Annotated in this window: 27 protein-coding genes; 8 read left to right on the plus strand and 19 right to left on the minus strand. The window is 64.1% G+C overall.

All coding sequences use genetic code 11. From position 1 onward, the window contains the following. Positions 1-107: 107 nt before the first annotated feature. Both FQU74_RS05630 and FQU74_RS05635 read right to left on the minus strand, forming a co-directional pair. The gene (locus FQU74_RS05630; protein WP_146285435.1) at positions 108-1,364 is read right to left on the minus strand and encodes a histidine kinase dimerization/phospho-acceptor domain-containing protein; all 1,257 of its coding nucleotides are present in this window, start codon (positions 1,362-1,364) and stop codon (positions 108-110) included. Further along, on the minus strand, positions 1,361-2,014 hold the full coding sequence (locus FQU74_RS05635) for a response regulator (RefSeq protein ID WP_146285436.1): 654 nt from the start codon (positions 2,012-2,014) through the stop codon (positions 1,361-1,363). Before FQU74_RS05635 ends, FQU74_RS05630 begins: the two co-directional genes overlap by 4 nt. 140 nt (positions 2,015-2,154) lie before the next feature. Here FQU74_RS05635 and FQU74_RS05640 point away from each other — a divergent pair, with 140 nt between their 5' ends. From FQU74_RS05640 to FQU74_RS05655, 4 genes are all read left to right on the plus strand, one after another. Then, on the plus strand, positions 2,155-3,804 hold the full coding sequence (locus FQU74_RS05640) for a phosphoethanolamine transferase (protein ID WP_146285437.1): 1,650 nt from the start codon (positions 2,155-2,157) through the stop codon (positions 3,802-3,804). A 17-nt stretch (positions 3,805-3,821) separates the two neighbouring features. After that, positions 3,822-4,199 (plus strand): diacylglycerol kinase, encoded by a 378-nt coding sequence (locus FQU74_RS05645; RefSeq protein ID WP_146285438.1) that lies wholly within the window; start codon positions 3,822-3,824, stop codon positions 4,197-4,199. A gap of 154 nt (positions 4,200-4,353) precedes the next feature. Next, the gene (gene dusA, locus FQU74_RS05650; protein WP_146285439.1) at positions 4,354-5,364 is read left to right on the plus strand and encodes a tRNA dihydrouridine(20/20a) synthase DusA; all 1,011 of its coding nucleotides are present in this window, start codon (positions 4,354-4,356) and stop codon (positions 5,362-5,364) included. 88 nt (positions 5,365-5,452) lie between these two features. After that, positions 5,453-6,271 (plus strand): sulfite exporter TauE/SafE family protein, encoded by an 819-nt coding sequence (locus tag FQU74_RS05655; protein WP_146285440.1) that lies wholly within the window; start codon positions 5,453-5,455, stop codon positions 6,269-6,271. A 4-nt stretch (positions 6,272-6,275) separates the two neighbouring features. Here the strand turns inward: FQU74_RS05655 and FQU74_RS05660 are convergent, their stop codons facing one another. Genes FQU74_RS05660 through ccmI form a run of 3 tightly spaced genes read right to left on the minus strand, consistent with a single transcriptional unit; the run spans position 6,276 to position 8,255 of the window. Further along, a complete protein-coding gene (locus FQU74_RS05660) occupies positions 6,276-6,551 on the minus strand; it encodes a DUF1289 domain-containing protein (RefSeq protein WP_229704314.1) in 276 nt (91 codons plus the stop codon). Then, on the minus strand, positions 6,544-7,029 hold the full coding sequence (gene ruvX, locus FQU74_RS05665; RefSeq protein ID WP_146285442.1) for a Holliday junction resolvase RuvX: 486 nt from the start codon (positions 7,027-7,029) through the stop codon (positions 6,544-6,546). Before ruvX ends, FQU74_RS05660 begins: the two co-directional genes overlap by 8 nt. After that, positions 7,026-8,255, minus strand: coding sequence for a c-type cytochrome biogenesis protein CcmI (gene ccmI / locus FQU74_RS05670; RefSeq protein WP_146285443.1), 1,230 nt, complete (start codon positions 8,253-8,255; stop codon positions 7,026-7,028). Before ccmI ends, ruvX begins: the two co-directional genes overlap by 4 nt. A gap of 219 nt (positions 8,256-8,474) precedes the next feature. On the opposite strand from ccmI, the gene FQU74_RS05675 reads away from it, so the two are divergent. The 4 genes from FQU74_RS05675 (at position 8,475) to FQU74_RS05690 (ending at position 13,662) form a co-directional block, all read left to right on the plus strand. After that, positions 8,475-9,722 carry a sarcosine oxidase subunit beta family protein gene (locus FQU74_RS05675; protein ID WP_146285444.1) on the plus strand — a complete coding sequence of 416 codons (1,248 nt, stop codon included), beginning with the start codon at positions 8,475-8,477 and terminating at the stop codon, positions 9,720-9,722. Between the two features lie 82 nt (positions 9,723-9,804). Continuing rightward, a complete protein-coding gene (locus FQU74_RS05680; protein ID WP_146285445.1) occupies positions 9,805-10,128 on the plus strand; it encodes a sarcosine oxidase subunit delta in 324 nt (107 codons plus the stop codon). Continuing rightward, complete coding sequence (locus tag FQU74_RS05685; protein ID WP_146285446.1) at positions 10,125-13,103, plus strand: sarcosine oxidase subunit alpha family protein; 2,979 nt, start codon at positions 10,125-10,127, stop codon at positions 13,101-13,103. Before FQU74_RS05680 ends, FQU74_RS05685 begins: the two co-directional genes overlap by 4 nt. Next, complete coding sequence (locus FQU74_RS05690; RefSeq protein WP_146285447.1) at positions 13,096-13,662, plus strand: sarcosine oxidase subunit gamma; 567 nt, start codon at positions 13,096-13,098, stop codon at positions 13,660-13,662. Before FQU74_RS05685 ends, FQU74_RS05690 begins: the two co-directional genes overlap by 8 nt. A gap of 349 nt (positions 13,663-14,011) precedes the next feature. Here FQU74_RS05690 and FQU74_RS05695 read toward each other — a convergent pair whose 3' ends face one another. The 14 genes from FQU74_RS05695 to FQU74_RS05745 all read right to left on the minus strand — a co-directional run bounded on the left by FQU74_RS05695 (position 14,012) and on the right by FQU74_RS05745 (position 20,758). Next, positions 14,012-14,911, minus strand: coding sequence for a tyrosine-type recombinase/integrase (locus FQU74_RS05695; RefSeq protein WP_158635535.1), 900 nt, complete (start codon positions 14,909-14,911; stop codon positions 14,012-14,014). A 77-nt stretch (positions 14,912-14,988) separates the two neighbouring features. After that, entirely contained in the window at positions 14,989-15,150 is a 162-nt protein-coding gene (locus FQU74_RS19240) for a hypothetical protein (RefSeq protein WP_158635536.1), read from the minus strand. Continuing rightward, positions 15,151-15,288, minus strand: a complete 138-nt coding sequence (locus tag FQU74_RS19245) for a hypothetical protein (RefSeq protein WP_158635537.1) — start codon at positions 15,286-15,288, stop codon at positions 15,151-15,153. Then, complete coding sequence (locus tag FQU74_RS05700) at positions 15,288-15,671, minus strand: hypothetical protein (protein ID WP_146285449.1); 384 nt, start codon at positions 15,669-15,671, stop codon at positions 15,288-15,290. The genes FQU74_RS19245 and FQU74_RS05700 overlap by 1 nt, the downstream gene beginning before the upstream one ends. Then, positions 15,668-17,866, minus strand: a complete 2,199-nt coding sequence (locus FQU74_RS05705; RefSeq protein ID WP_146286219.1) for a DNA cytosine methyltransferase — start codon at positions 17,864-17,866, stop codon at positions 15,668-15,670. The genes FQU74_RS05700 and FQU74_RS05705 overlap by 4 nt, the downstream gene beginning before the upstream one ends. A 19-nt stretch (positions 17,867-17,885) precedes the next feature. Beyond that, entirely contained in the window at positions 17,886-18,107 is a 222-nt protein-coding gene (locus FQU74_RS05710) for a hypothetical protein (protein WP_146285450.1), read from the minus strand. Next, positions 18,100-18,282 carry a hypothetical protein gene (locus FQU74_RS05715; RefSeq protein WP_146285451.1) on the minus strand — a complete coding sequence of 61 codons (183 nt, stop codon included), beginning with the start codon at positions 18,280-18,282 and terminating at the stop codon, positions 18,100-18,102. Before FQU74_RS05715 ends, FQU74_RS05710 begins: the two co-directional genes overlap by 8 nt. Then, positions 18,279-18,446: a hypothetical protein gene (locus FQU74_RS19250; protein WP_158635538.1), complete on the minus strand. Its 168-nt coding sequence runs from the start codon at positions 18,444-18,446 to the stop codon at positions 18,279-18,281. Before FQU74_RS19250 ends, FQU74_RS05715 begins: the two co-directional genes overlap by 4 nt. Before the next feature lie 59 nt (positions 18,447-18,505). Further along, positions 18,506-18,760: an acyl carrier protein gene (gene acpP, locus FQU74_RS05720; RefSeq protein ID WP_146285452.1), complete on the minus strand. Its 255-nt coding sequence runs from the start codon at positions 18,758-18,760 to the stop codon at positions 18,506-18,508. A 130-nt stretch (positions 18,761-18,890) separates the two neighbouring features. After that, entirely contained in the window at positions 18,891-19,166 is a 276-nt protein-coding gene (locus tag FQU74_RS05725; RefSeq protein WP_146286220.1) for a DUF2312 domain-containing protein, read from the minus strand. Between the two features lie 98 nt (positions 19,167-19,264). Further along, entirely contained in the window at positions 19,265-19,477 is a 213-nt protein-coding gene (locus tag FQU74_RS05730) for a hypothetical protein (RefSeq protein WP_146285453.1), read from the minus strand. 66 nt (positions 19,478-19,543) lie between these two features. Then, complete coding sequence (locus FQU74_RS05735; RefSeq protein WP_146285454.1) at positions 19,544-19,870, minus strand: hypothetical protein; 327 nt, start codon at positions 19,868-19,870, stop codon at positions 19,544-19,546. Continuing rightward, a complete protein-coding gene (locus tag FQU74_RS05740) occupies positions 19,867-20,157 on the minus strand; it encodes a hypothetical protein (RefSeq protein ID WP_206664999.1) in 291 nt (96 codons plus the stop codon). Before FQU74_RS05740 ends, FQU74_RS05735 begins: the two co-directional genes overlap by 4 nt. Before the next feature lie 220 nt (positions 20,158-20,377). After that, positions 20,378-20,758 carry a hypothetical protein gene (locus FQU74_RS05745; RefSeq protein ID WP_146285456.1) on the minus strand — a complete coding sequence of 127 codons (381 nt, stop codon included), beginning with the start codon at positions 20,756-20,758 and terminating at the stop codon, positions 20,378-20,380. Between the last annotated feature and the right edge of the window lie 3 nt (positions 20,759-20,761).

Genomic DNA, 20,761 nt, shown 5'->3' on the forward strand with positions numbered 1-20,761 from the left:
GTTCCTGCTCTCTTGTTGCAGGGCGACCATTGCGACTGAACCTTGCACCATCCTTACAGCGGGGCAGGGATTTCAGAGAATTGCACTTTTTCGCAGCCGTGCCGCGCTCAGGCGGGCAGGCGTTCCGGTTGATGCAGGGCGAAGTGCAACTCGTAGCGCACGCGCCCATCCTTGACCGTGCGGGTCATGGGCACATGCATCGCATCCGCCATTGCGTCGATGATCGACAGTCCCAACCCCAACCCGTCCGACCCCTCGCCACGTTCGAACCTTTCGAGGGGCAGGCTGTCGCGCGTGGTCGGGTTCTCGATCGTCAACATGGCATTTGGGGCAAGGCGCATGCGCACCTCGCCTGTTCCATGCTCCAGCGCGTTTTCCAGCAGGTTGCGCAGAAGGATTGCCAGCGCATCGGCATCGTTGGGCACGATCAGCTGGTCTAGGTCGCTGTCGTCAAAGCGGATCGGGTGGCGCCCGGTCGGGCGCAAGTCGTCGATCAGAAGCCTGAGGATGCGCAGCAGATCGCTTGGGCCGCGCCCGATGCCCACGCCCGCCTCTAGCCGCGCGAGTTGCAAGAGCCGCTCAACCCGGCGCGTCAACGCATCGACCGTATCGACCGCCGCCAGCGCGTCGGGGTCGGACGACAGTTCCAGCCGCCCACGCAGGGCCGCCAGAGGGGTGCGCAACTCATGCGCGGCGTTCGCCACAAAGTCGCGCTCGGCCTTTCGCAGGGTGCCAATGCGGGCGAGATAGCCGTCAAACGCCTCGGCCAGCGGGCGGAGTTCCTGCGGGAGGCCACCGCTGCCAACGGGCGAGAGGTCATCCGGTCGACGCCCGGCCACGGCACTCGCCAAAGCGGTCACGGGTGCCGTGGTCTGGGCCACGAACCGGCGCAGACCAAAGAGCAGCAGAAGAACAAGGGGGATCGCCAGATAGAGAAAGGCCTCAGCTGCCTCAAACATCTCTTCACGGCGCCAGCCGGTCGAATGGGCGACTTCGATGACCGAACCCTCTGCCGTGCGCCGAAGGATCCGCCAGCCTGCCGCGTCGTGGAAGCCATCGGTCGCAAGCGGCGCCCATGGCGCAGGTGCGACTGTCTGATCGGGCGAGAGGATTCGCAGGACACGCTCGCCGTTGCTGGTTTCTACGCCCAGGGCGCGGGGAATGCCCGCGCCTTCCGAAGTGTCGAGATAACTGACGGTCGTTTCGACCAGTGCCATAAGCTCCTGGTCGAACATCTCATTCATTTCATGATCCATCGCCACGGCGGCCAGAACGATGGTTGCGATCCACCCGCTCAGAACCAGCAGCACCACCCGCCACGTCAGTCTTTTGCGAAGCGACCAGGGGCGGGGCGACTGTGTCATGGCAGCACGTAGCCCAATCCGCGGCGCGTCTCGATCACAGATGGGCCGAGCTTCGTGCGCAGGCGCGAGATGTAGACCTCGACCGCGTTCCCCTCGATCGTGGCGTCAAAGGCGTAAAGGGCCTCTTCAAGTGCGGCCTTGGTCAAGACGCGACCACGCGCGCCCAGCAGGGCATCAAAGAGCGCCCATTCGCGCGATGTCAGTCGCAACTCTTGCCCGCCCTTCCAGAGGCGCCCGGCAGCGCGGTCCACCTCTAGCCCATCAAGCGCGATGCGTGTCTCGGGCAGGCCCTGACCCCTGCGGGCATTGGCGCGAATGCGGGCCGAGAGTTCGTGTAGGTCGAAAGGTTTAACCACATAGTCGTCGGCGCCGGCGTCAAGACCCGCGATCCGGTCGCTGATCTGGTCGCGCGCTGTCGCGATCAATACGGGCGTCCGGTCACCCGCCCGGCGCCGCGCCTTCAGCACATCGAGCCCCGACCCATCCGGCAGGCCAAGGTCAAGGATCACGCAGGCGTATTCCGCGACCGCCATCGCCTCGGCAGCGGTGGCGGCATCGGGGGCGTGGTCCACTGCATGTCCCTCGGCGCGCAGAAACCGCATCACCGACTGGGCCAGTTCGTCCGTATCTTCAACCAAGAGCAGGCGCATGCCTCTCTTGTAGTCGATGGCCCTGCCAACGGCGAGAGGGCTTTTTCGACGTCCTTGTAAGGTTGGCGCAAGGTCCGGCTGCGAAGGCTGCGCCGCAGATCCGACCGGACCCAAGCCATTCCTGAAAAGCGAAACGTCAGATGCCAGAGCAGATCATTCCGACTTTGACCGCCATCCGCCTTCCGCGGCCGACCGTCACTCAAACCACGTTCAACCTGATCGTCGCCGGATTTGTCATGGCCGCGCTCAATACCGGGTTCTGGCATCGCATGCGCGAGATCTTTGGCGATAACCCGGTGCAGATGGCGCTGTTTTCATTGGCGATCTTTGCCCTGACGGTGCTCACGCTCGAGTTCTTTGGGCCCGGCCGGCTTCAAAAACCCGTGGCGGCCGTGCTGATCCTGCTTTCGGCAAGCGCGAATTACTACGAGCGGGCGTTTGGCGTGCTGATCGATCGCGAAATGGTGCGTAATGTGCTGGAGACGACCTTTACCGAATCGTCACACCTGATGACCTCGGGCGCGGTGCGGACGGTCCTTGTTACCGGTATCCTGCCGGCAGCGCTGGTGTTCCTGCCCCGGATCCGGCGAGTTGGGCGCTGGCAGACCCTGTGGCGCTGGCCGTTGGGCATTATGGTCTCGCTTGCTGTGCTCACCGGCGCGCTTTTTGCCGATTTCAAGACATTCTCGGCCGTTCTGCGCGAGCGGAAGGATCTGATGACCTCGTATCAACCCGGCGCGACCATCGGGGCACTCGCGCGCTATGCCAAACAGCAGATGGCGGCTGAAGCGGCGGCGGTGCAGACTGTCGCACCCGATGCGGCCCCAGGCCCGCTGCTTTCGGCGGCGAAGAAGCCCGTGCTTCTGGTGTTCTTCGTTGGCGAAACCGCGCGGGCGCAGAACTTCGGGCTGGACGGATATGCCCGGCAAACAACGCCCGAGCTTGCCGCCCGCGACGTCATCAACTTTACCGATGTCTCGTCCTGCGGCACGTCGACGGCTGTGTCACTTCCCTGCATGTTCTCGCCCTTTACGCAGGCGGACTATTCCCGCGACCGCTTTCTCGGGCATGAGAACCTGCTTGATGTGATGGCGCGTGCCGGATTTGCGATACGCTGGATCGACAACAACACGGGCGATCAGCACATCGCGACCCGCACCGGCTGGGACAGGGTCGAGACGCTGATCGATCCTGCCGCCTGTGACGGCGAATGTCGGGACGAGGTGTTCCTGCCGCTGATCGAGCAGACCCTTGCGGGGATCAAACAGAACACCGTGCTGGTTCTGCACATGATCGGCAATCACGGCCCCGCCTATCATCTGCGCTATCCGGCGGACCGCGCGGTCTTCAAGCCCGATTGCCAGACGGCCGAATTTTCCGACTGCAAGGTTGAGGAAATCGTCAACGCCTATGACAATGCGATGCTCGAAACCGACCATGTCCTCTGTGCTGCGATCGACATGCTGTCGGGTAGCGACAAGGCGCTGACAGCGATGCTCTATGTTTCCGACCATGGCGAGTCTCTGGGCGAGAACGGTCTTTACCTGCATGCCGCGCCCCTCTTCATGGCGCCCGAGACGCAGAGAAAGGTGCCAATGGTGCTGTGGTTCGACAAGGCGTTTGGCGATGCGATGCAACTTGACGGCGATTGCCTGAGGGCGGAGGCGGACCAGCCGATCAGCCATGACAACCTGTTTCACTCGATGCTGGGTCTGGCGGACGTGGCGACAAAGACCCGCATTCCAGCACTCGATCTTACGAGTGCCTGCCGCACCCATGAGGCCGGATGATGCGTGGGGTGAGTGAGATGTCGTCGCCCGTCGTTGTGCCGCCGCGCGGTGGCCTGCTCCACATCCTTGACGCTGCGGGGTATTCGCTGGCGGGTCTGCGTCGCCTTTGGGCCGAGACGGCGGCGCGGCTCGAATGTGTCGCGGCAATCGTGGTTGCGCTGGCCTTTCTGCTGCGCGGGGTCGAGGTGTGGCACTGGCTGGTCGCTGCGGCACTATTCGCCTTGGTCCTCGCAGTCGAGGCGCTGAACACCGCGATAGAAGTGCTGACCGACCGCATCTCACCCGAGTGGTCGCAAACGGCCAAGGATGCCAAGGATCTGGGCTCTCTCGCCGTCGGTCTGTTGCTGACGGTCAACTGCGTGTTTGTTGGCCTTGTGTTGCTAGGGGTGATCTGATCGAAGCAGCTGGCGCGCTGCGGTGGCATCCCGGCGCGTTTTGTGCGAGATAGTGCGGAACTTTGCCAGCCCGCTCGGGCCTGATGGGCGCACGCAGCCGCACCCCAAGGAACAGGCTGGCCGAAGGATGACGTAGAAGCCCCCGGATCGACTTGTGACCAAGACCGAAGAAAACAAAGCAAAAGCAAGCGCATGCGACGCGTATCGCCTGTCGGTTGCGCCGATGATGGATTGGACGGATCGCCATTGCCGTCACTTCCATCGTCTGATGACGCGTCGCGCGATGCTGTATACCGAGATGGTGACCGCGCCCGCGATCATCCACGGGCCCAAGGCGAGGCTTCTGGACTTTGGCACGGCGGAACATCCGGTGGCGCTGCAACTGGGCGGGTCCGACCCCGATGAACTTGCACGCGCCACAGCGATTGCGGCGCCCTGGGGCTATGATGAGGTCAACCTGAACTGCGGCTGCCCATCAGACCGCGTGCAATCGGGCTGCTTCGGCGCGGTGCTGATGGAGAACGCGCCGCTGGTGGCCGACTGTGTTCGGGCAATGATCCGCGAAAGCGATGTGCCGGTCACCGTCAAATGCCGCATCGGCGTGGATGACCAGAACCCGGCCGAGATACTGCCGCGCTTTATCGAGACGGTTGCCGGGGCAGGGGTCACGCATTTCATCGTCCACGCCCGCAAGGCCTGGCTGCAGGGGCTGTCCCCCAAGGAGAACCGTGAAATTCCGCCTTTGGATTATCCGCTGGTGGTTGCGATGAAGCGGCGCTTCCCGGAACTGGTGATCTGCATCAATGGGGGCATCGCATCGCTGGACGTTGCGCGGGGGCTGCTCGATCAGGGGCTCGACGGGGTGATGCTGGGCCGCGCGGCCTATCACGAGCCGGGCAAGGTTCTGATCGGTGCAGATGCGCTGTGGGGGGATGACCACGCGCCCGATGCGTTTTCGGTGGTCGAGGCGATGAAGCCCTATATCGCTGCGCATCTGGAACAGGGCGGGCGGCTGCATCAGATCACGCGGCATATGCTGGGCCTCTTTGCCGGGCGTCCCGGTGCACGTGGCTGGCGCCGTGTTCTGTCCGAAGGTGTGTCGCGCCCCGGCGCAGGAATCGGGCTGTTGGATGAGGCTATGGCCGAGGTTGCGGCCCTCGCCTGAGCCCCGCGACAGGGTCCCGCAATTCCACGGCTGGACCCTGTCGCTTTGGCACACTAGCCTTTGCCCGACTCCCGGAATGGAATGGATGATGACCGATCTTGCCACCTGGCTGCCGATGCTGCTGCTTCTTGTGTTCATCGGTGGCATTGCCGGTGTGATCGCGGGCCTTTTGGGTGTCGGCGGCGGCATCGTTCTGGTTCCTGCCTTTTTCTACACATTCTCGCATCTCGGCTATGACGGGCCGCAGTTGATGCAGGTCTGCCTGGGCACATCACTTGCCACGATCATGGCGACGGCGATGCGTTCTGTCCGGGCGCATGATCGCAAGGGTGCGGTGGATTGGGATCTGCTGAAGGGTTGGGCGCCGTCGATCGCCATCGGTGCCGTGGCCGGGTTCCTGCTGGCATCGCAGTTGAAATCGGTGACGCTTCAGGCGGTATTCGGTGTTCTGGGCCTGCTGGCTGGCGTCTGGATGGCCTTTGGTCGTGCCGACTGGCATCTGGCCGACCGGCTGCCGCAAGGCCCCGCGAAATGGGGCATGGGTGGCGGGCTTGGTCTTCTGTCGGTGCTGATGGGCATCGGGGGCGGCACCTTTGGCGTGCCGATGATGACGCTGTTCGGAATGCCCATTCACCGCGCAGTTGGAACGGCATCGGGCTTTGGGCTGATCATCGCGATCCCCTCGGCCATCGGGTTCCTGACCATGCGGGTCGAAGGCGCGCCGCCGCTTTCGCTGGGTGCGGTGAACCTGCCGGCCTTCGCGGTGATCGTGGCGATGACGCTTCTGACCACACCGATTGGCGTGCATCTGGCGCATGCGATGAACCCCAAGCCCCTGAAGCGCGCGTTTGCGGCGTTTCTGGTTCTGGTCGCGCTGAACATGCTGCGCAAGGTGGCGGGCTGGTAACGGATCAGCCCGTGATGTGACCCGCGCGACCGCCCCGGCGCTTGCGCAGGCGCGGGGCGCGCGACGGTAGGTCCATCATGATGGCGCGGCGCTCTTCAGACGTCATGGCGGACCAGGCGCCGATCTCGGCCAGTGTGCGCATGCAGCCCACGCAGATCCCTTCGGCGGGGTGCATGACGCAGATCTTCACGCAGGGGCTCTCGATCTCGTCGCGGCGCCAGACCTCGCCAAGGGGCCAGGCCTTGCCATCGGGCCAATCTCCGCTGGGTCCGTCACTCACCGTCTGCCTCCCGCCGCAGATGCGCCAGACGATCCAGCGCGCCTTGCAGGATAAATCCGGCGGCCACATGGTCGATCACCTCAGAGCGACGTTTGCGAGACGTATCCGCCTCCAGAAGCGCACGCTCGGCGGCAACTGTTGAAAGTCGCTCGTCCCAGAACAGCACCGGAAGGTGTGTCAGCTTCTCAAGATTGCGCACGAAGGCGCGGGTCGATTGCGCGCGCGGGCCTTCGCTGCCGTCCATATTTCGTGGCAGGCCGATCACGATGCCGATGGCCTGCCGTTCGGCCAGAATCTTCAGCAGTGCCTCGGCGTCTTTGGTGAACTTCTCACGGCGGATGGTCTGACTTGGCGTCGCAACGCCTCGCATCACGTCCGAGAGCGCAACGCCGATCGTTTTGGTCCCCAGATCCAGCCCCGCCAACGCACCCATGCGTGGCAGCGTGGCGACGAAATCGGCGGCGTCTTCAAAACTCATGGCGTGATCCCGGCGTCAGTGGCGGCTGCCTCGACGATCTTCACCGCTTCGGGCTGATCCTTCAAGGCGGTACGGGCGCGATCAAGCGCCCCGCGCGCCTCTTCGAGCTTGCCCATCACCGCGTAGGACGACACAAGCCGCGCCCACTCCTCGGGCGATCCGCCCTCTGCGGTCAGCCGCGCGTCAAGCTGCCCGACCATGCCCGCGACCATCTCGGCGCGCTCGGCATCGGTCATGTCGGCGGCGGCAGCCATCGAGGCGGCATCGGGGCCGGGTGCGCCTGCGACCATGGGTGCAGCAGGGGGCTCGTAGCGCACGCCTGCCACTTCGGCCAGCGCCGCGATATCGGTGCGGATAGGATCGACCCAGGGGCTGTCGGGCGCAGCGCTTTCCAGAACGTCGCGCCACAGCGGGAAGGCCAGGTCCGGTCGCCCTGTCTGGATCAGCATCAGGCCCGAGAAGTAGCGCGCGCCCTCGGCGCGAGGGTCGCGGCGCAGCGCCTCGGTCAGCGCCACCTCGGCCTCGGGCGAGACATATCCGCCGGCGGCAAAGATTTTCAGTTGCGCCAGGAATTCCCAGTCTGCAGCAGTGGCTTGATCGCCCTTCAGCCGGATCACCGCCTCTTGCGCGGCCCAGGCGGCCCGCAGGTTGCCAAGCTGTGCCTCATTGCGCGCCAGCAGTTGCTGGCCACGCAGGTCATCAGGACGGTCCTTGGTCGCGGCGCGCAACTTCTCCATCAACTCGAGGAATTGCGGATCGACGTCGGTTGCTGGGGGTGGGGCAGGGATTGCCGCCTCGGCCTCGGCCTGAGACTGGCGGTTGGCGCGGGCAACGTCAGCCTCGGCGATCCGCGCAACGAGCGGCATGTCGGGATAACGCGGCGCGCCGATGGTCAGATACAGCGACACCGCCCCGGCCAGCGCGCCGAGGATCAGCAGGGCGGCGACAACGGTGCCCCGCTGCGTCAGACCGGCCCCGGAAAACCTGGCGTTCTTGTCGGCCTCAAGGATGCGCCGTGACACCTCGACCCGCAGGCGGGCCGCCTCATCGGCGGGAATCGTGCCGCGCGCGGCGTCGCGCTCGATCTCGGCCAACTGGTCGCGATAGACCCGCAGGTCAGCCGCGCCGGCGGTATCTGCATCTGGCACACCCCGGCGCAGCGCGATCATCATCGCGATAGCCGAGGCAACGAGCAAAGCCCCTGCCGTGATCCAGAATACCGTCATGAGCCGTCTCCCAGGTGCCGTCGCACCCATCTAACCTTTCGGCGCCGTCTCCGAAAGTGCGCCTTCGTCGCAGAGGCGATCACGAAATGTCATGAACTGCCCCGGCGCCCGATTTCGACGCAATGTCGCAATTTTCCCGATTGTGCCGCTGCGCGCGGCGGAACATTTTGTGGTCCACGGCATCTTTGTCGGCATACCCGAAGCGGGAGTTGAACACCCATGAAACGATACTCGGTCTTTGCCATCGCCCGTGAGGCCATGCGCTACCATCAGGGATGGGAAAAGGCCTGGCGCTCTCCCGCGCCCAAGGCCTCTTATGATGCCATCATCATCGGCGCGGGCGGACACGGACTTGCGACCGCCTATTACCTTGGCAAGAACTTCGGCATCACCAATGTGGCGGTGATCGAAAAGGGCTGGCTGGGCGGCGGCAACACCGGCCGCAACACCACGATCATCCGGTCGAACTATTTGCAGGACCCCTCTGCCGCGATCTACAACAAGGCGCTCAGCCTTTACGAGGATCTGAGCCAGGATCTGAACTACAACGTGATGTTCAGCCCGCGCGGCCTGTTGATGCTGGCGCAGACCCACCATGAGGTGCGCGGCTACCTGCGCACGGTCCACGCCAACAACCTCCAGGGCGTCAAGACCGAATGGATCGGCCCGGAAAAGGTCAAGGAACTGGTTCCGATCATCAATATCGACGGGCCGCGCTATCCGGTTCTCGGCGCGCTATATCAGGCGCGGGGCGGCACCGCACGGCATGACGCGGTCGCCTGGGGCTATGCGCGGGCCTGCTCTGCCATGGGCATGGACATCATCCAGCAAACCGAAGTCACCGGCGTGCGCTCAGAAAATGGTGTGGTGAAGGGGGTCGAGACGACCCGCGGCTTCATCGGCTGCAAGAAGCTGGGCATCGTCGTCGCGGGCCATTCGGGTCAGGTCGCCGATATGGCCGGGTTCCGCCTGCCGGTCGAATCCCTCGCCCTGCAGGCGCTGGTCTCTGAGCCGATCAAACCTTGCATGGATGTGGTCGTGATGGCCAACACAGTGCATGGCTACATGTCGCAATCCGACAAGGGCGAGATGGTCATCGGCGGCGGCACCGACGGGTTCAACAACTTCACCCAACGCGGCAGCTTCCACCACATCGAGGAAACCCTGCGCGCGCTGGTCGAGACCTTCCCGATGATCAGCCGGCTCAAGATGCTGCGCCAATGGGGCGGCATCGTCGACATGACGGGCGACCGCTCTCCCATCATCTCGAAAACGCCGCTTGGCAACTGCTTCATCAACTGTGGCTGGGGCACCGGCGGCTTCAAGGCGATCCCCGGCTCGGGTTGGGCGATGGCCGAGTTGATGGCCAAGGGCGAGCCTGGACCCCTTGCGGCCGAATTCAACATGTGGCGCTTCCGCGAAGGCCAGTTCATCGATGAATCGGTGGCTGCCGGGGTGGCCCACTGATGTCCTCTATTCCTCTTGGCACAAATACCCTGGGGGTTTGGGGGCAAGGCCCCCATAACACCCGCAAAGCAGAGGCCCGCACATGCTGATCCTTGAATGCCCCTATTGCGGCGTGAAGGCCGAAGAAACCGAACTCTCGCCGGGCGGCGAGGCGCATCTGAAGCGTTTCGGCCCCGGATCCTCGGACGAGGATTTCGAGAACTACATGTTCGCCCGCAAGAACCCCAAGGGTGTGCATTTCGAACGCTGGCGCCACAGCTATGGCTGCGGCAAGTGGTTCCTCGCCGCGCGCTGCACCGCAACGCTCGAGGTGTTTGGCACCTATCCCGCGCAGACCACCGAGCCGCCCGCCGACATCATCGACAAGATCAAGGCCAAGCGGCCTGACTGGAAAGGGTACAAATGAGCACCCGTCTTTCAAAGGGTGGCCGGCTGATCGACCGGACCGCACCGCAGGAATTCACCTTCAACGGCAAGCGCCTGCGCGGCTACCGGGGCGATACGCTGGCGGCAGCGCTGCTCGCCAATGACCAGATGCTGGTCGGGCGCAGCTTCAAGTATCACCGCCCGCGCGGCATCGTCGCCAGTGGCGCCGAAGAGCCGAACGCGCTGGTGAACATGGGTGAGGGCGGCCGGTTCGAGCCGAACCAACGCACAACCACGACCGAGCTTTTCGACGGGCTCACCTGCACCTCGCAGAACCACTGGCCGAGCCTCGAGTTCGACGTGGGCGTGGTGAACAACTATGCGGCGCGCTTCCTGCCGGCGGGGTTCTACTACAAGACCTTCATCCATCCACGCTTCGCATGGAAGCATGTGTTTGAGCCGGTCGTGCGGCAGTCGGCGGGTCTGGGGAAGGTTCCGAAAGAGCGTGACGCCGACCGCTATGAGCAGGCCTATGCCTTCTGCGACATCCTTGTCGTGGGTGGTGGCATCGCGGGCCTTCAGGCTGCGCTGACCGCTGGCCGTGCGGGCAAGCGCGTGTGGCTGGTCGAACAGACCGCCCATTGGGGAGGCCGCGCCGTCGTTGACGGGGCCGAGATCGACGGCCAGCCTGCCGAGGCTTGGGTGAAGTCTGCGCTGCAAGCGCTTGAGGGCATGGCGAACGTCACGATTCGCAGCCGCTGCATGGCGGCAGGGTCCTATGACCATGGCTATGTGCTGTGCGACGAAAAGGTTGCCGACCATACGCCCGGCGACGGGCGTCCCCGGCATCGCCTGTGGCGGCTTCGCGCGGGCCAGATCATCGCGGCAACCGGCGCAATCGAACGCCCGCTCTCGTTTGCGGGCAACGATATTCCCGGCGTGATGCTCGCCTCGGCGGTGCGCGACTACGTGATCAACTGGGCCGTGGCGCCCGGTGACCGTACCGTGGTCGTCACCAACAACGACGATGCCTATCGCACCGCCATCGCCCTGAAAGAGGCGGGGCTCGAGGTTCCGGTGATCCTGGACGCCCGCGCCAGCGTGACCGGCGATCTGCCTGCCCGTGCCCGCGCAATGGGCATCCGGGTGGAGGCCGGGCGCGCCATCGCCAAGGTCAAGGGCGGCAAGCGGGTCACGGGTGTCGCAATCTGTGCGCAAGCCGGGCAGGGCGCCGTTCTTGAAGAGATCGCCTGCGATGCGGTTGCCATGTCTGGCGGCTGGTCCCCGGTGGTCCATCTGTGGAGCCATTGCGGCGGCAAGTTGAAGTGGGACGATGCGCAAGCCCAGTTCACCCCCGACAAGGCCCGCCCGCCGCTGAACCATGACGGCTCGGCACTTGTGCAAACCGCAGGCTGCGCCTCTGGCGTGCTTGCTACCGCCGAAGTGCTGGCCGACGCGACCGAGGCCGCAGGTGGCGGCGCGGTGCCCGCAGCCAATGGTCCGGCTGAGGCGGCATTGGAGCCGATCTGGGTCATGCCGCAGGGCGCCCCGGTGCAACTGCGCATGAAGATGTGGCTCGACTATCAGAACGACGTGAAGGTCAGCGACGTCCAGCTTGCCGCGCGTGAGGGCTATACCTCTGTCGAGCATACCAAACGTTACACCACGCTTGGCATGGCAACCGATCAGGGCAAGCTCAGCAATATCAACGGCCTGGCCGTTCTGGCTGATAGCCTGTCCTCGCCCATCCCGCAGGTCGGAACCACCACCTTCCGTCCGCCCTATACGCCGGTCACCATCGGTGCGCTGGCGGGTGAGGCACGGGGCGAGATCTTCCAGCCGCTGCGTCGCAGCCCGATGCACGACTGGCACCTTGCCCAGAACGCCTATATGGAACCGGTGGGCCTGTGGCAGCGCCCCTATTGCTACCCGCGCCCCGGTGAGACGCATGAGCAAGCGGTGCACCGAGAGGTGCGCAATACCCGCAGCAACGTGGGCCTGCTGGATGCCTCGACCCTTGGCAAGATCATCGTCAAGGGGCCGGATGCGGGCCGCTTCCTCGACATGCTTTACACCAACGTCATGTCGAACCTCGCCATCGGCAAGTGCCGCTATGGCCTGATGTGCAACGAGCAGGGCTTCCTCTCGGACGACGGCGTGGTGGCACGCATCGACGAGGATACATGGCTTTGCCACACCACCTCGGGCGGGTCGGATCGCATCCACGCCTGGATGGAAGACTGGCTGCAGTGCGAGTGGTGGGACTGGCAGGTCTATACCGCTAACGTGACCGAGCAATTCGCGCAGATCGCCGTGGTTGGCCCCAATGCGCGCAAGGTGCTGGAAAAGCTGGGTGGCATGGATGTCTCGAAAGAGGCGCTGCCCTTCATGACCTGGGCCGACGGTGTGCTGGGCGGCTTCCGTGTGCGGGCCTACCGGATTTCGTTCTCGGGCGAGCTTAGCTACGAGATCGCGGTCCCGGCCTCGGAAGGCCGCGCCTTCTGGGATGCCCTCGTCGCAGTCGGCGCCGAATTCGGCATGATGCCCTATGGCACCGAAGGGCTGCACGTCCTGCGCGCCGAGAAGGGCTTCATCATGATCGGCGATGAAACCGATGGAACGGTGATCCCGCAGGATCTCAACCTTGGCTGGGCGATTTCCAAGAAGAAGGACGACTATCTCGGCAAGCGCGGGCAGGAGCGGCCCTATCTCGCCAGCCCAGACCGGTGGAAACTGGTGGGGCTCGAGACGCTGGATGGCTCGGTCATTCAGGACGGTGCCTACGCGCCTGCGCCGGGGTTCAACGCCAATGGCCAGCGCAATACGCAAGGCAGGGTCACCTCAACCTACTTCTCGCCGACCCTGAACAAGGGCATCGCGATGGGGTTGGTCAAGGGCGGCCTCTCCCGCCTGGGCGAGGTGATCGAGATGACCAAGCTCGATGGCACGACCCAACAGGTCCGGATCGTCGACCCGGTGTTCTATGACAAGGAAGGGGAAAAGCAGAATGTCTGAGGTTGCCAATATCCCCGTTGTCAGCGCCCTTGGTGGGGCCAGCTTTGACGGCTTCGCGCGTGTCCGCGAGATCGGCCCGCTGGGCATGATCACCCTGCGCGCCAAACCCGAGGTCAAGGGCCTGTCCGCGGCGATCAAGGCCGTCACCGGAACGGCGATGCCCAAACAGCGCCGGATCGAGGTGAAGGGCGAGAAGGCTGCCGGCTGGATGAGCCCGGATGAGTATCTGCTGGTCCTGCCCTATACCGATGTGAAGGCCGCGCTTGCGACGCTGGCGGAAAAGCTTGCCGATCAGCACCATCTGGCTGTCGATGTCTCGGACGCCCGCGCGGTGTTCCGCATCGAGGGTGATCGTGCGTCCGAGGTCTTGTCAAAGCTTGCCCCCGCCGATCTGGCGGCGCTTGAAAAGGGAGAGCTGCGTCGCACCCGCATTGCGCAGGTGGCAGGCGCGTTCTGGCAGGATGAAACGGGCTTTACCGTTGTCTGCTTCCGCTCGGTCGCGGGCTATGTGATGGGCGCGCTCAGCCATTCGGCGCAGCCCGGAAGCGAGTTGTTCTGACCTGCCTCCGCAGGGCGGTCAATTGGACGAGACAGAGGGAATCGCCTGCAGTGCTCTGCGGGCGATTTTCTTATGAAGTTCAGGTTCTTCTGGCTTGGTTTTCAGTGCTGCGGGCTATTCTCGAGGCCTGGAAACAGCCACCATAGAAAGCATGGCGCGCGCTTTGTTGAGAGGCGCCTCTTGCGCTTGCCAACGATGCGGGCTAAACGCGTCTCACCTCGAAGGAACGGCGGGTTGGCGGAGAGGTTACGCAGCGGATTGCAAATCACAAGCAATGCCCTGATTTCACGCAGAAATGCGTTGAGAAAACCCCGGAACCAATCGGAAACAAAAACGGAATGTTGCGGCGTTAGTTCCGCTTGCTCTGCGCCTCTTTTGCCCGCGCCACCTGTCGTGCTGGACCGGCGTATTTCCTCACCATTGCTGACGTCGCGTGCCCGGTCACGGCCATGATCAATTCATCGCTGCACCCGAGAGCTGCCAGTTCTGCCGCCGCTGAATAGCGCAGCCCGTGCAGGTCGTAGGCTTCGGCGCCAATCTCTCGCCTCACGCTCATCACCATGTCGGCCGCGCCGCGATAGCTTGTCGGCTTACCGCGCCCCCATGCGCAGATCGTCACGCCCACTTTCTGTGTGGATGCCAGCACCTCGCGCAGTTGCGGCGTGAAAGGCACCCATAGAACGGCACCCGTCTTGCCCTGCGTGACCTTGATCCCATCACCCTCGATATCGCTCCAGCGCATCTTGAGCACGTCGCCAATGCGCTGCCCCGTGCCAAGGCACAGCTCGAAGATCAGGCGCGCACGCCCATCAGCTGCGGTGCGGAACGCCTCGATCTTGTCGACCGGCCACGCCTCGCGCGGCGCCGTATCCGCCTTGAGCAGCGACACCCCCTTTGCCGGGTTGTCCTGACGCCATCCAATATCGACGGCGTGTTCCATCAGAATACGAAGAACCTGAACGATGTAGTTGGCAAACCTCACAGTTTCGGCATTTGCGTCTCTTGCGCGGATCACGTCCTTGCGCTGCATGTTCGCCACCGGCAGTGGGCCGAGCTTTGCCTTGGCCCAGTCCAGCACCTTGTCATAGTCCCGCCCTGTGCGCGGTGCCAACTTCCGATAGCGCTGGCTTCCAATGTAGCTGGCGATCAGTGCCGAGAACGTCTTTCCGGTCTGCACAACTGGTTGAGCACCATTCATCAAGGCCGCGTATTCCAAGGCAAATTCCTTGGTACCGGGCTGGTGCTGCATTCTGGTTGTTTTCTGGCCGCGCCGCTGAAAATACAGCACGCCCTTCTTGTCGTAGACGTGAGCCGGGAGGTGACGCTTCACTTGCGCATATCCACCATGTCAAAGGCGTCGCCCGAGGGCTTCGGGGTCGGCGGTGTGATCGTGATCGTCCCATCAGGCTGGACGGTTACGGCGAAGCCTTGCGCCACCCACTCGGACACCGCGCGGCGAATGTCTGATGGTCGCATGATCTGGCCCATTTACTCCCCCTTCCGCGCATCGCACATTGACGCGAGCATTTCGCCGACTTCCTCAGGCCATTGCAGAGCACGCCAGAAACCACGCCCGCGACCCATGAAGCCTGCCGCGATCATCAGATAGACCATCCAGATCGCCATCACAGCACCTTCGCCAGCATCAGCTTCACCACGATGACCGGCCGGGGATAGGCGATCTTGGTCCCGTAGCGCCAGGTGTCCGACCAATATGGGTGCACGTTGTCGATGTAATGCCCGTTGTAGAACAGGACTGCATGCCCGCCGCCGTTGAACTTGGTGTAGATGATCTGCGCATCGCCACGCCACAGGGCCTGCTTGGCAGCCTTCTTGCTGCCCAAGGTCGCGGCAAGGGTGGTCAGTGCAAAGTCCTCGCAGTCGCCGACGATCTTGTCTGTCTTCGGGTCGATGATCACCCATTTGTCGATCTTGCTGTCACGGCGATAGGTGAAGCGGGCGCGCATGAGTTCTGCAGCGTCTCGCATGGCTGGGGTGATGTGGGTCATGCTGCACCTCTGATCTGTTCGACGGCCAGATGGCCGCAGTTGGCCCGCACCAGCGCCTCGGCCAGCGGTGGGCAAACGCTGTTGCCGCAGCAGCTCACCTGGACGTGGCCGGGGAAGGGGTTCCATTTCGGGTGGTCGGTATCGGTGCCCGTCCAGACGCCTTCGATCACATAGTCAGGCGGGAAGCCCTGGGCGTTGAACAGCTCGCGCGGGGTCAGCATCCGCATGCCGATATCGACCACCACGAAGTCCTGCCCGTCGATCGAGAGCGTGACATACTCGCCACCTTCCCAAGCGCCATGGGCGCGCAGGAACTCGGCCACCTCGCGGGCCCGGTCGTGATGCTCGGGGCCGAACGGCGGGGCGGCCAGATCGGCCTGAATGTGCCCCATGCGGTCTTTGACCGTGATCGTGTGGCAGGGCTCGTCCGACCGTGCGCCGTCGCCTGTGCCGTAGTATTTGGCGAAGAACGCGGCGATGGGCGTCTGATGGCTGCCGCTGCCTGTCACAGTGCTAATCGGCTCGCGCGCATCTCGCCCGCTGTGTGCCTCCATGCGGGGCCCGCCGTTCTGCTGGGCGAGGAAGGCGGCAACAGGGTACTGCCGCACACCGCTTGCGACCACGGTATTCAGCGGCGCCTCAATGTCGAGCGCGCGCGGCTGCTGGCCTTGGCGTTCGCCATTGCCGATGTGAACCATGGTCGCGGCGATCAAGCTGTTCTGATCCTTGCGGCTGGCGCAGATGGTGTGATGCGGATCGGACGCGGGCCGGTTGCCTCCGCCCTGCTGGGCATAGGTCAGGACAGGGGCGATGAGTGTCAGACCTGCGCCGCCAGCGGTGACTGTGTGGGTCGGTTCGTCGGCACCCTGCCAAGGCTTCTGGCTGTTACGCATCGTTGCCAGGAACGGGGCAAGAACCGCATGCTGGATGCCACCCACGGGCACAGTGCCAAGCGGATCCGTGAGCGGGTATTCCCGCCGACCGCCGCTGTAGCCGTGGGCAATGCTGGCGAGGTAAGGTGTTACGAGCGCATGTCCGTTCGCGCCCGTAATTGTCCGAAGGGCGTCCGTGATCGGCCAGGCGTTCGGCCCGCGACCGGTCGTCTTCCCATTGGCGACGTTTGCAAGCGTCGGTGCGATCAGCGCATGGCGGTTCTCCACCGTCACTGTGCGCAGAGGCTGTTGCAGATCGGCAGCGCGAGTACCGCGACCGCCGCCATGTCCATAGAACGTGGCAAGTGCCGGGGCCACCACCGCCTTTTCGCCGCGGTGCGCTGCCGTGATGGTGCGGAAGGGCTCCGCTGCATTCTCCAGCCGCCCGCCATGGGTCAGGTTCACGATGAACGGCCGATCCGCCTCGAGCACATAGCGCTTCATGCCGCGCGCCACCCGGGCCAGCGTATTGTCTGCCAGCGGGCGCTGTGCGCGCAGGCCGTGCTTGGCCATGATCTGTGGCGCCGTGTCGAAGATCGAGGGGCAGGGCAATGACCAGTCGATGCACTCTGCCGCAGTGCGCCAAGGTAGCAGCTTGCCCGCGCGGACCTCTGGCGAATCCGGGGCGCCGTGAGTGGGCTTCGGCCAGACGATACGCTGCCTGTCAAAGCGCACCACGACGAACAGGCGCTTGCGGATCGTCGGTGCGCCATAGTCGCAGGCGCGCAGCTCGCGCATCTCGATCTTGCCGCCCAATTTGCGCAGCGCCTTGCACCACGCCTGGAACGTCTCGCCCGAGCGCGCCGGATCCGGCAGCAGGCCTTTTTCGGTTTCGATCAGCGGGCCCCACGTCTTGAACTCTTCGACGTTCTCCAGAAGCACCACGTCGACGCGGCCGCCAGACTTCTGGATGCGCTCGATCCAGCCGGGGATGATCCAAGCCAGATCGCGGATGTTGCGCTTTACCGGCGCGCCACCCTTGGCCTTGCTGAAATGCTTGCAGTCCGGGCTGAACCACATCAGGCCGATGTGCCGCCCGTGCATGTGGTGCAGCGGGTCGACCCGATAGACATTCTCGGAAAGGTGCAGCGTCTCGGGGTGGTTCGCGGCATGCAGGGCCAGCGCGGATTCGCTGTGGTTGATGGCGATATCGGGGCCACGGCCAAGCGCGAGCTCGATCCCGGTCGAAGCGCCACCACCGCCGGCAAAGCTGTCCACGATCAGCGGGCGCGGATCAATCGGCGCGACTTGCACTGCGGGCATGGGGAAAAGGGTCAGGCTGTCAAACACGCCGCCCCCCATAGGTCTGCGCCTCCGTCACGATTCCATCCTCGGGGCACCAAAGCTGATGCGTGTATCCAATTGGCCGGTGGCATTCCTCGCAGCGGTTCCAGAACTCCGGCGGATCATCCGGCAGGCGCCCGACGATCCGGCGCACATCGGCCGGTGTGCCTTGAATGGCGTGATAGGGGCTGACGTGGTGGGTGATGATGCGGTCAGGCATGCTGCTTCCTCCGCTGCTTGCGCGCGGCTTTGACCTTGTCTCGGTTATTGCCCTTGCGGACTGGCTTGGCCTTTTGATTTCGGCTCAATCGGTAAGTGATTGGCTCTCGTGGCTGCTCGCTGAGCATTTCGGCCACTGCAGCGAGCGCGAGGATGCGCCACGTGTCGATGCTCATCTCGTGCACTCCCATTGCGCTGTGCTGGGCCATTGGCGGGGCTCGATCTCCGGCTGCGCGAAGACCACGACGAAAATCAGCAGGGCCGCACACAGCAGCGCGGCGGGCAGGGCGTAGCTACCTGGGTCTCCGATCGGGGTTTGGGGCTTGCCGGGTTCGTCCATGTCGATGATCTCCAGTGGCGCTCTGGATGCCACCCGGCGCGCGGGTGGGCACCGGAACGTCACGCCGCCTTGCTCTTGTCGCTGGTCAGCTGGGTGACGGCCTTGATGGCATCGCCCACGGTGCGCATGCTCTCGGCGATCTCGTCTGTGATCTCGATGCCGAACTCTTCCTCTAGCGTCATCACGACCTCGATCGTGTCGAGGCTGTCGGCGTCCAGGTCGCCAATCAGCTTGGCCTCGGGCGTGACCCGCTCCGGATCGACGTTGAGGACAAAGCAAAGGACGTTGGAGACGCGGGCGGGGATGTCGGACATGGGGGGCTCCGGTGTTCGGCTGTGTCTGAAGATGCGCCCCGACCCGTTTCAGTGGTGGCTTCATGGGCCGGGGCAGTTCCAACAGGGAGTGCGGGGAGGGCGCCGCCCCGCGCGGCATGGGGCGGGCGGCTCAGGTCATGCCGAGCGCCTGCTTGTACATTTCGAGGATGGCTTCCTCTTCTGCGATGTCGTCAGGCTTGCGCTTGCGCAGTGCGATCAATTTGCGGATGACCTTGGTGTCGTAGCCACGGCCCTTGGCCTCGGCCATCACCTCTTTCTGCTGATCCGCGATGTCTGCCTTTTCGGCGGCCAGCTGCTCGAACCGCTCGATGAAGTTGCGCAGTTCTGCGCCGGTCACCGAATAGGCGTTGTCGCTGACCTTCCGATCATCGGCGGTTTCCTTCATCGGCAGTCGGCCGATCTTGCTCGCGGCGCTTTTCAGTTCGCCCATTGTCGTGTCAAACGACATTCCGCCGCCGCTGATGGTGACCCGTGTCGCGTCCATCACCACCCCCGCAGCGCTTCGGCCTGGGCGTGGATGGTCTGCAGATCGCCCGAGGCCAGCCTCAGGTAGCCATCGGCTAGAAGCAGCACGGCAAAGGCGAACGGGATGAACGGTAGCATCTCGCGACCGATCTGGAGCGCGGTGCGGCAAGTGCGGTTCAGCTTCTCCCTGCGGATGGTGCGCGCATTGATCTGCGCTTGTGGCGAAAACATTGGGCAAATCCTTTTGGGCTGAGGGTCTCGGGATGCCGCCCCCGCGAGGGCGGTCACCGGAAAGCCTCAGGCAGCCTTGGGGTGACCGCCGAGACGGGCGGGCAGTTCCAGCGCGACATGGGCAATGGGGGCATAGGGGCCGGGCGTAGCGATGCGGATCTGCAGCGCATCGTCATAGATGCAGGCGTGCAGTTCGCGGCCATCGGGGCAGTCACCGCGCAGAACCCAAGTCGAGCTGACGGCAACCTCGCGGAGGGAGGGGCGGCCCTTGTCGAAGTCCTGCACGGCGGGATGCGTGGCCCGCGCCCAGTCCCATGCGGCGCGAAGGTGGTCCAGCGCCATGCGTGAGTGAACGGCGGGCGTATCGATGCGGGGGTGGCGGCTGTCCATCATGCTGCATCCCCATCGGTGGGCCAGCTGCGCGAGGGCGCGGCAACCGGGTTGCGGGATGCGCGGATCAGGTCAGCGTTGAAGCGCCACAGGACGCGCTGATCGGCGGCCGACAATGCGTGAAAGGCTGCGAAGTCGCGCAGGATGCGCATGGCGCGGGCGGCGTTGGTGTGGCTCGCTTCTGGGCGCAGGTTCGGTGGTTCCGGCGCATTGGCCGGCGCCTGTTGAGCGAAGATGAAGATAAGTGGCACGGTGGCCTCCATCGGGTTGCGATGGATTGAAGTTTGCACATTGCGAACTAATGCGCAAGGCAAAAAGTTTGCGCATGGCGAACATGCTTGCGGCCTCTCGTTGTATCACCGGGAATCACTCAGGATCCGTGCAAATTTCTGCCGAAAAGGGGATCCGGTGTGAGAGATCAATTTAACGAAAAAGCCCCGCGCGGGGCGGGGCTCAGGGCCAATCGCGACGATCGTTGCGCGAGTGGCGAGTGGAAGCCGGAGATCGATGTTACGCGGGCTGTTTCTGAACGCTCAGGTAGTGCCTTGCGGAAAAGGTGATGTCGTCAATCTTCCCCTCGATCATAATGGCGGTTGGGGCGCCGATCTGGATGGCGGCCGGGGGGATAGCGAGCGCGATCGTCTCATTGTCGATCGTGTTCTCGAAGTCGCCGTCTATTTTCACTTCAGTGAGGTGCTCACCGAAGATGCGTAACGACATCTGGTGAGCGCCAGCTGGCAGGTTCCAGATGCGCACCAAGGCGCCCAGGCGGATCGTGGCCGGCAGACTGGCAAGAAGCAATGACCCTGCGAACACGCCTACCAATATGAACTTTCCATTGGCTTCTTGGCGAATGTCCTCGCAAAACAGTGCGTCAAAATCGATCGTCATGCT

Origin of the sequence: Gemmobacter aquaticus, from assembly GCF_007859075.1 — a bacterium.
Lineage (GTDB): Bacteria > Pseudomonadota > Alphaproteobacteria > Rhodobacterales > Rhodobacteraceae > Gemmobacter > Gemmobacter aquaticus.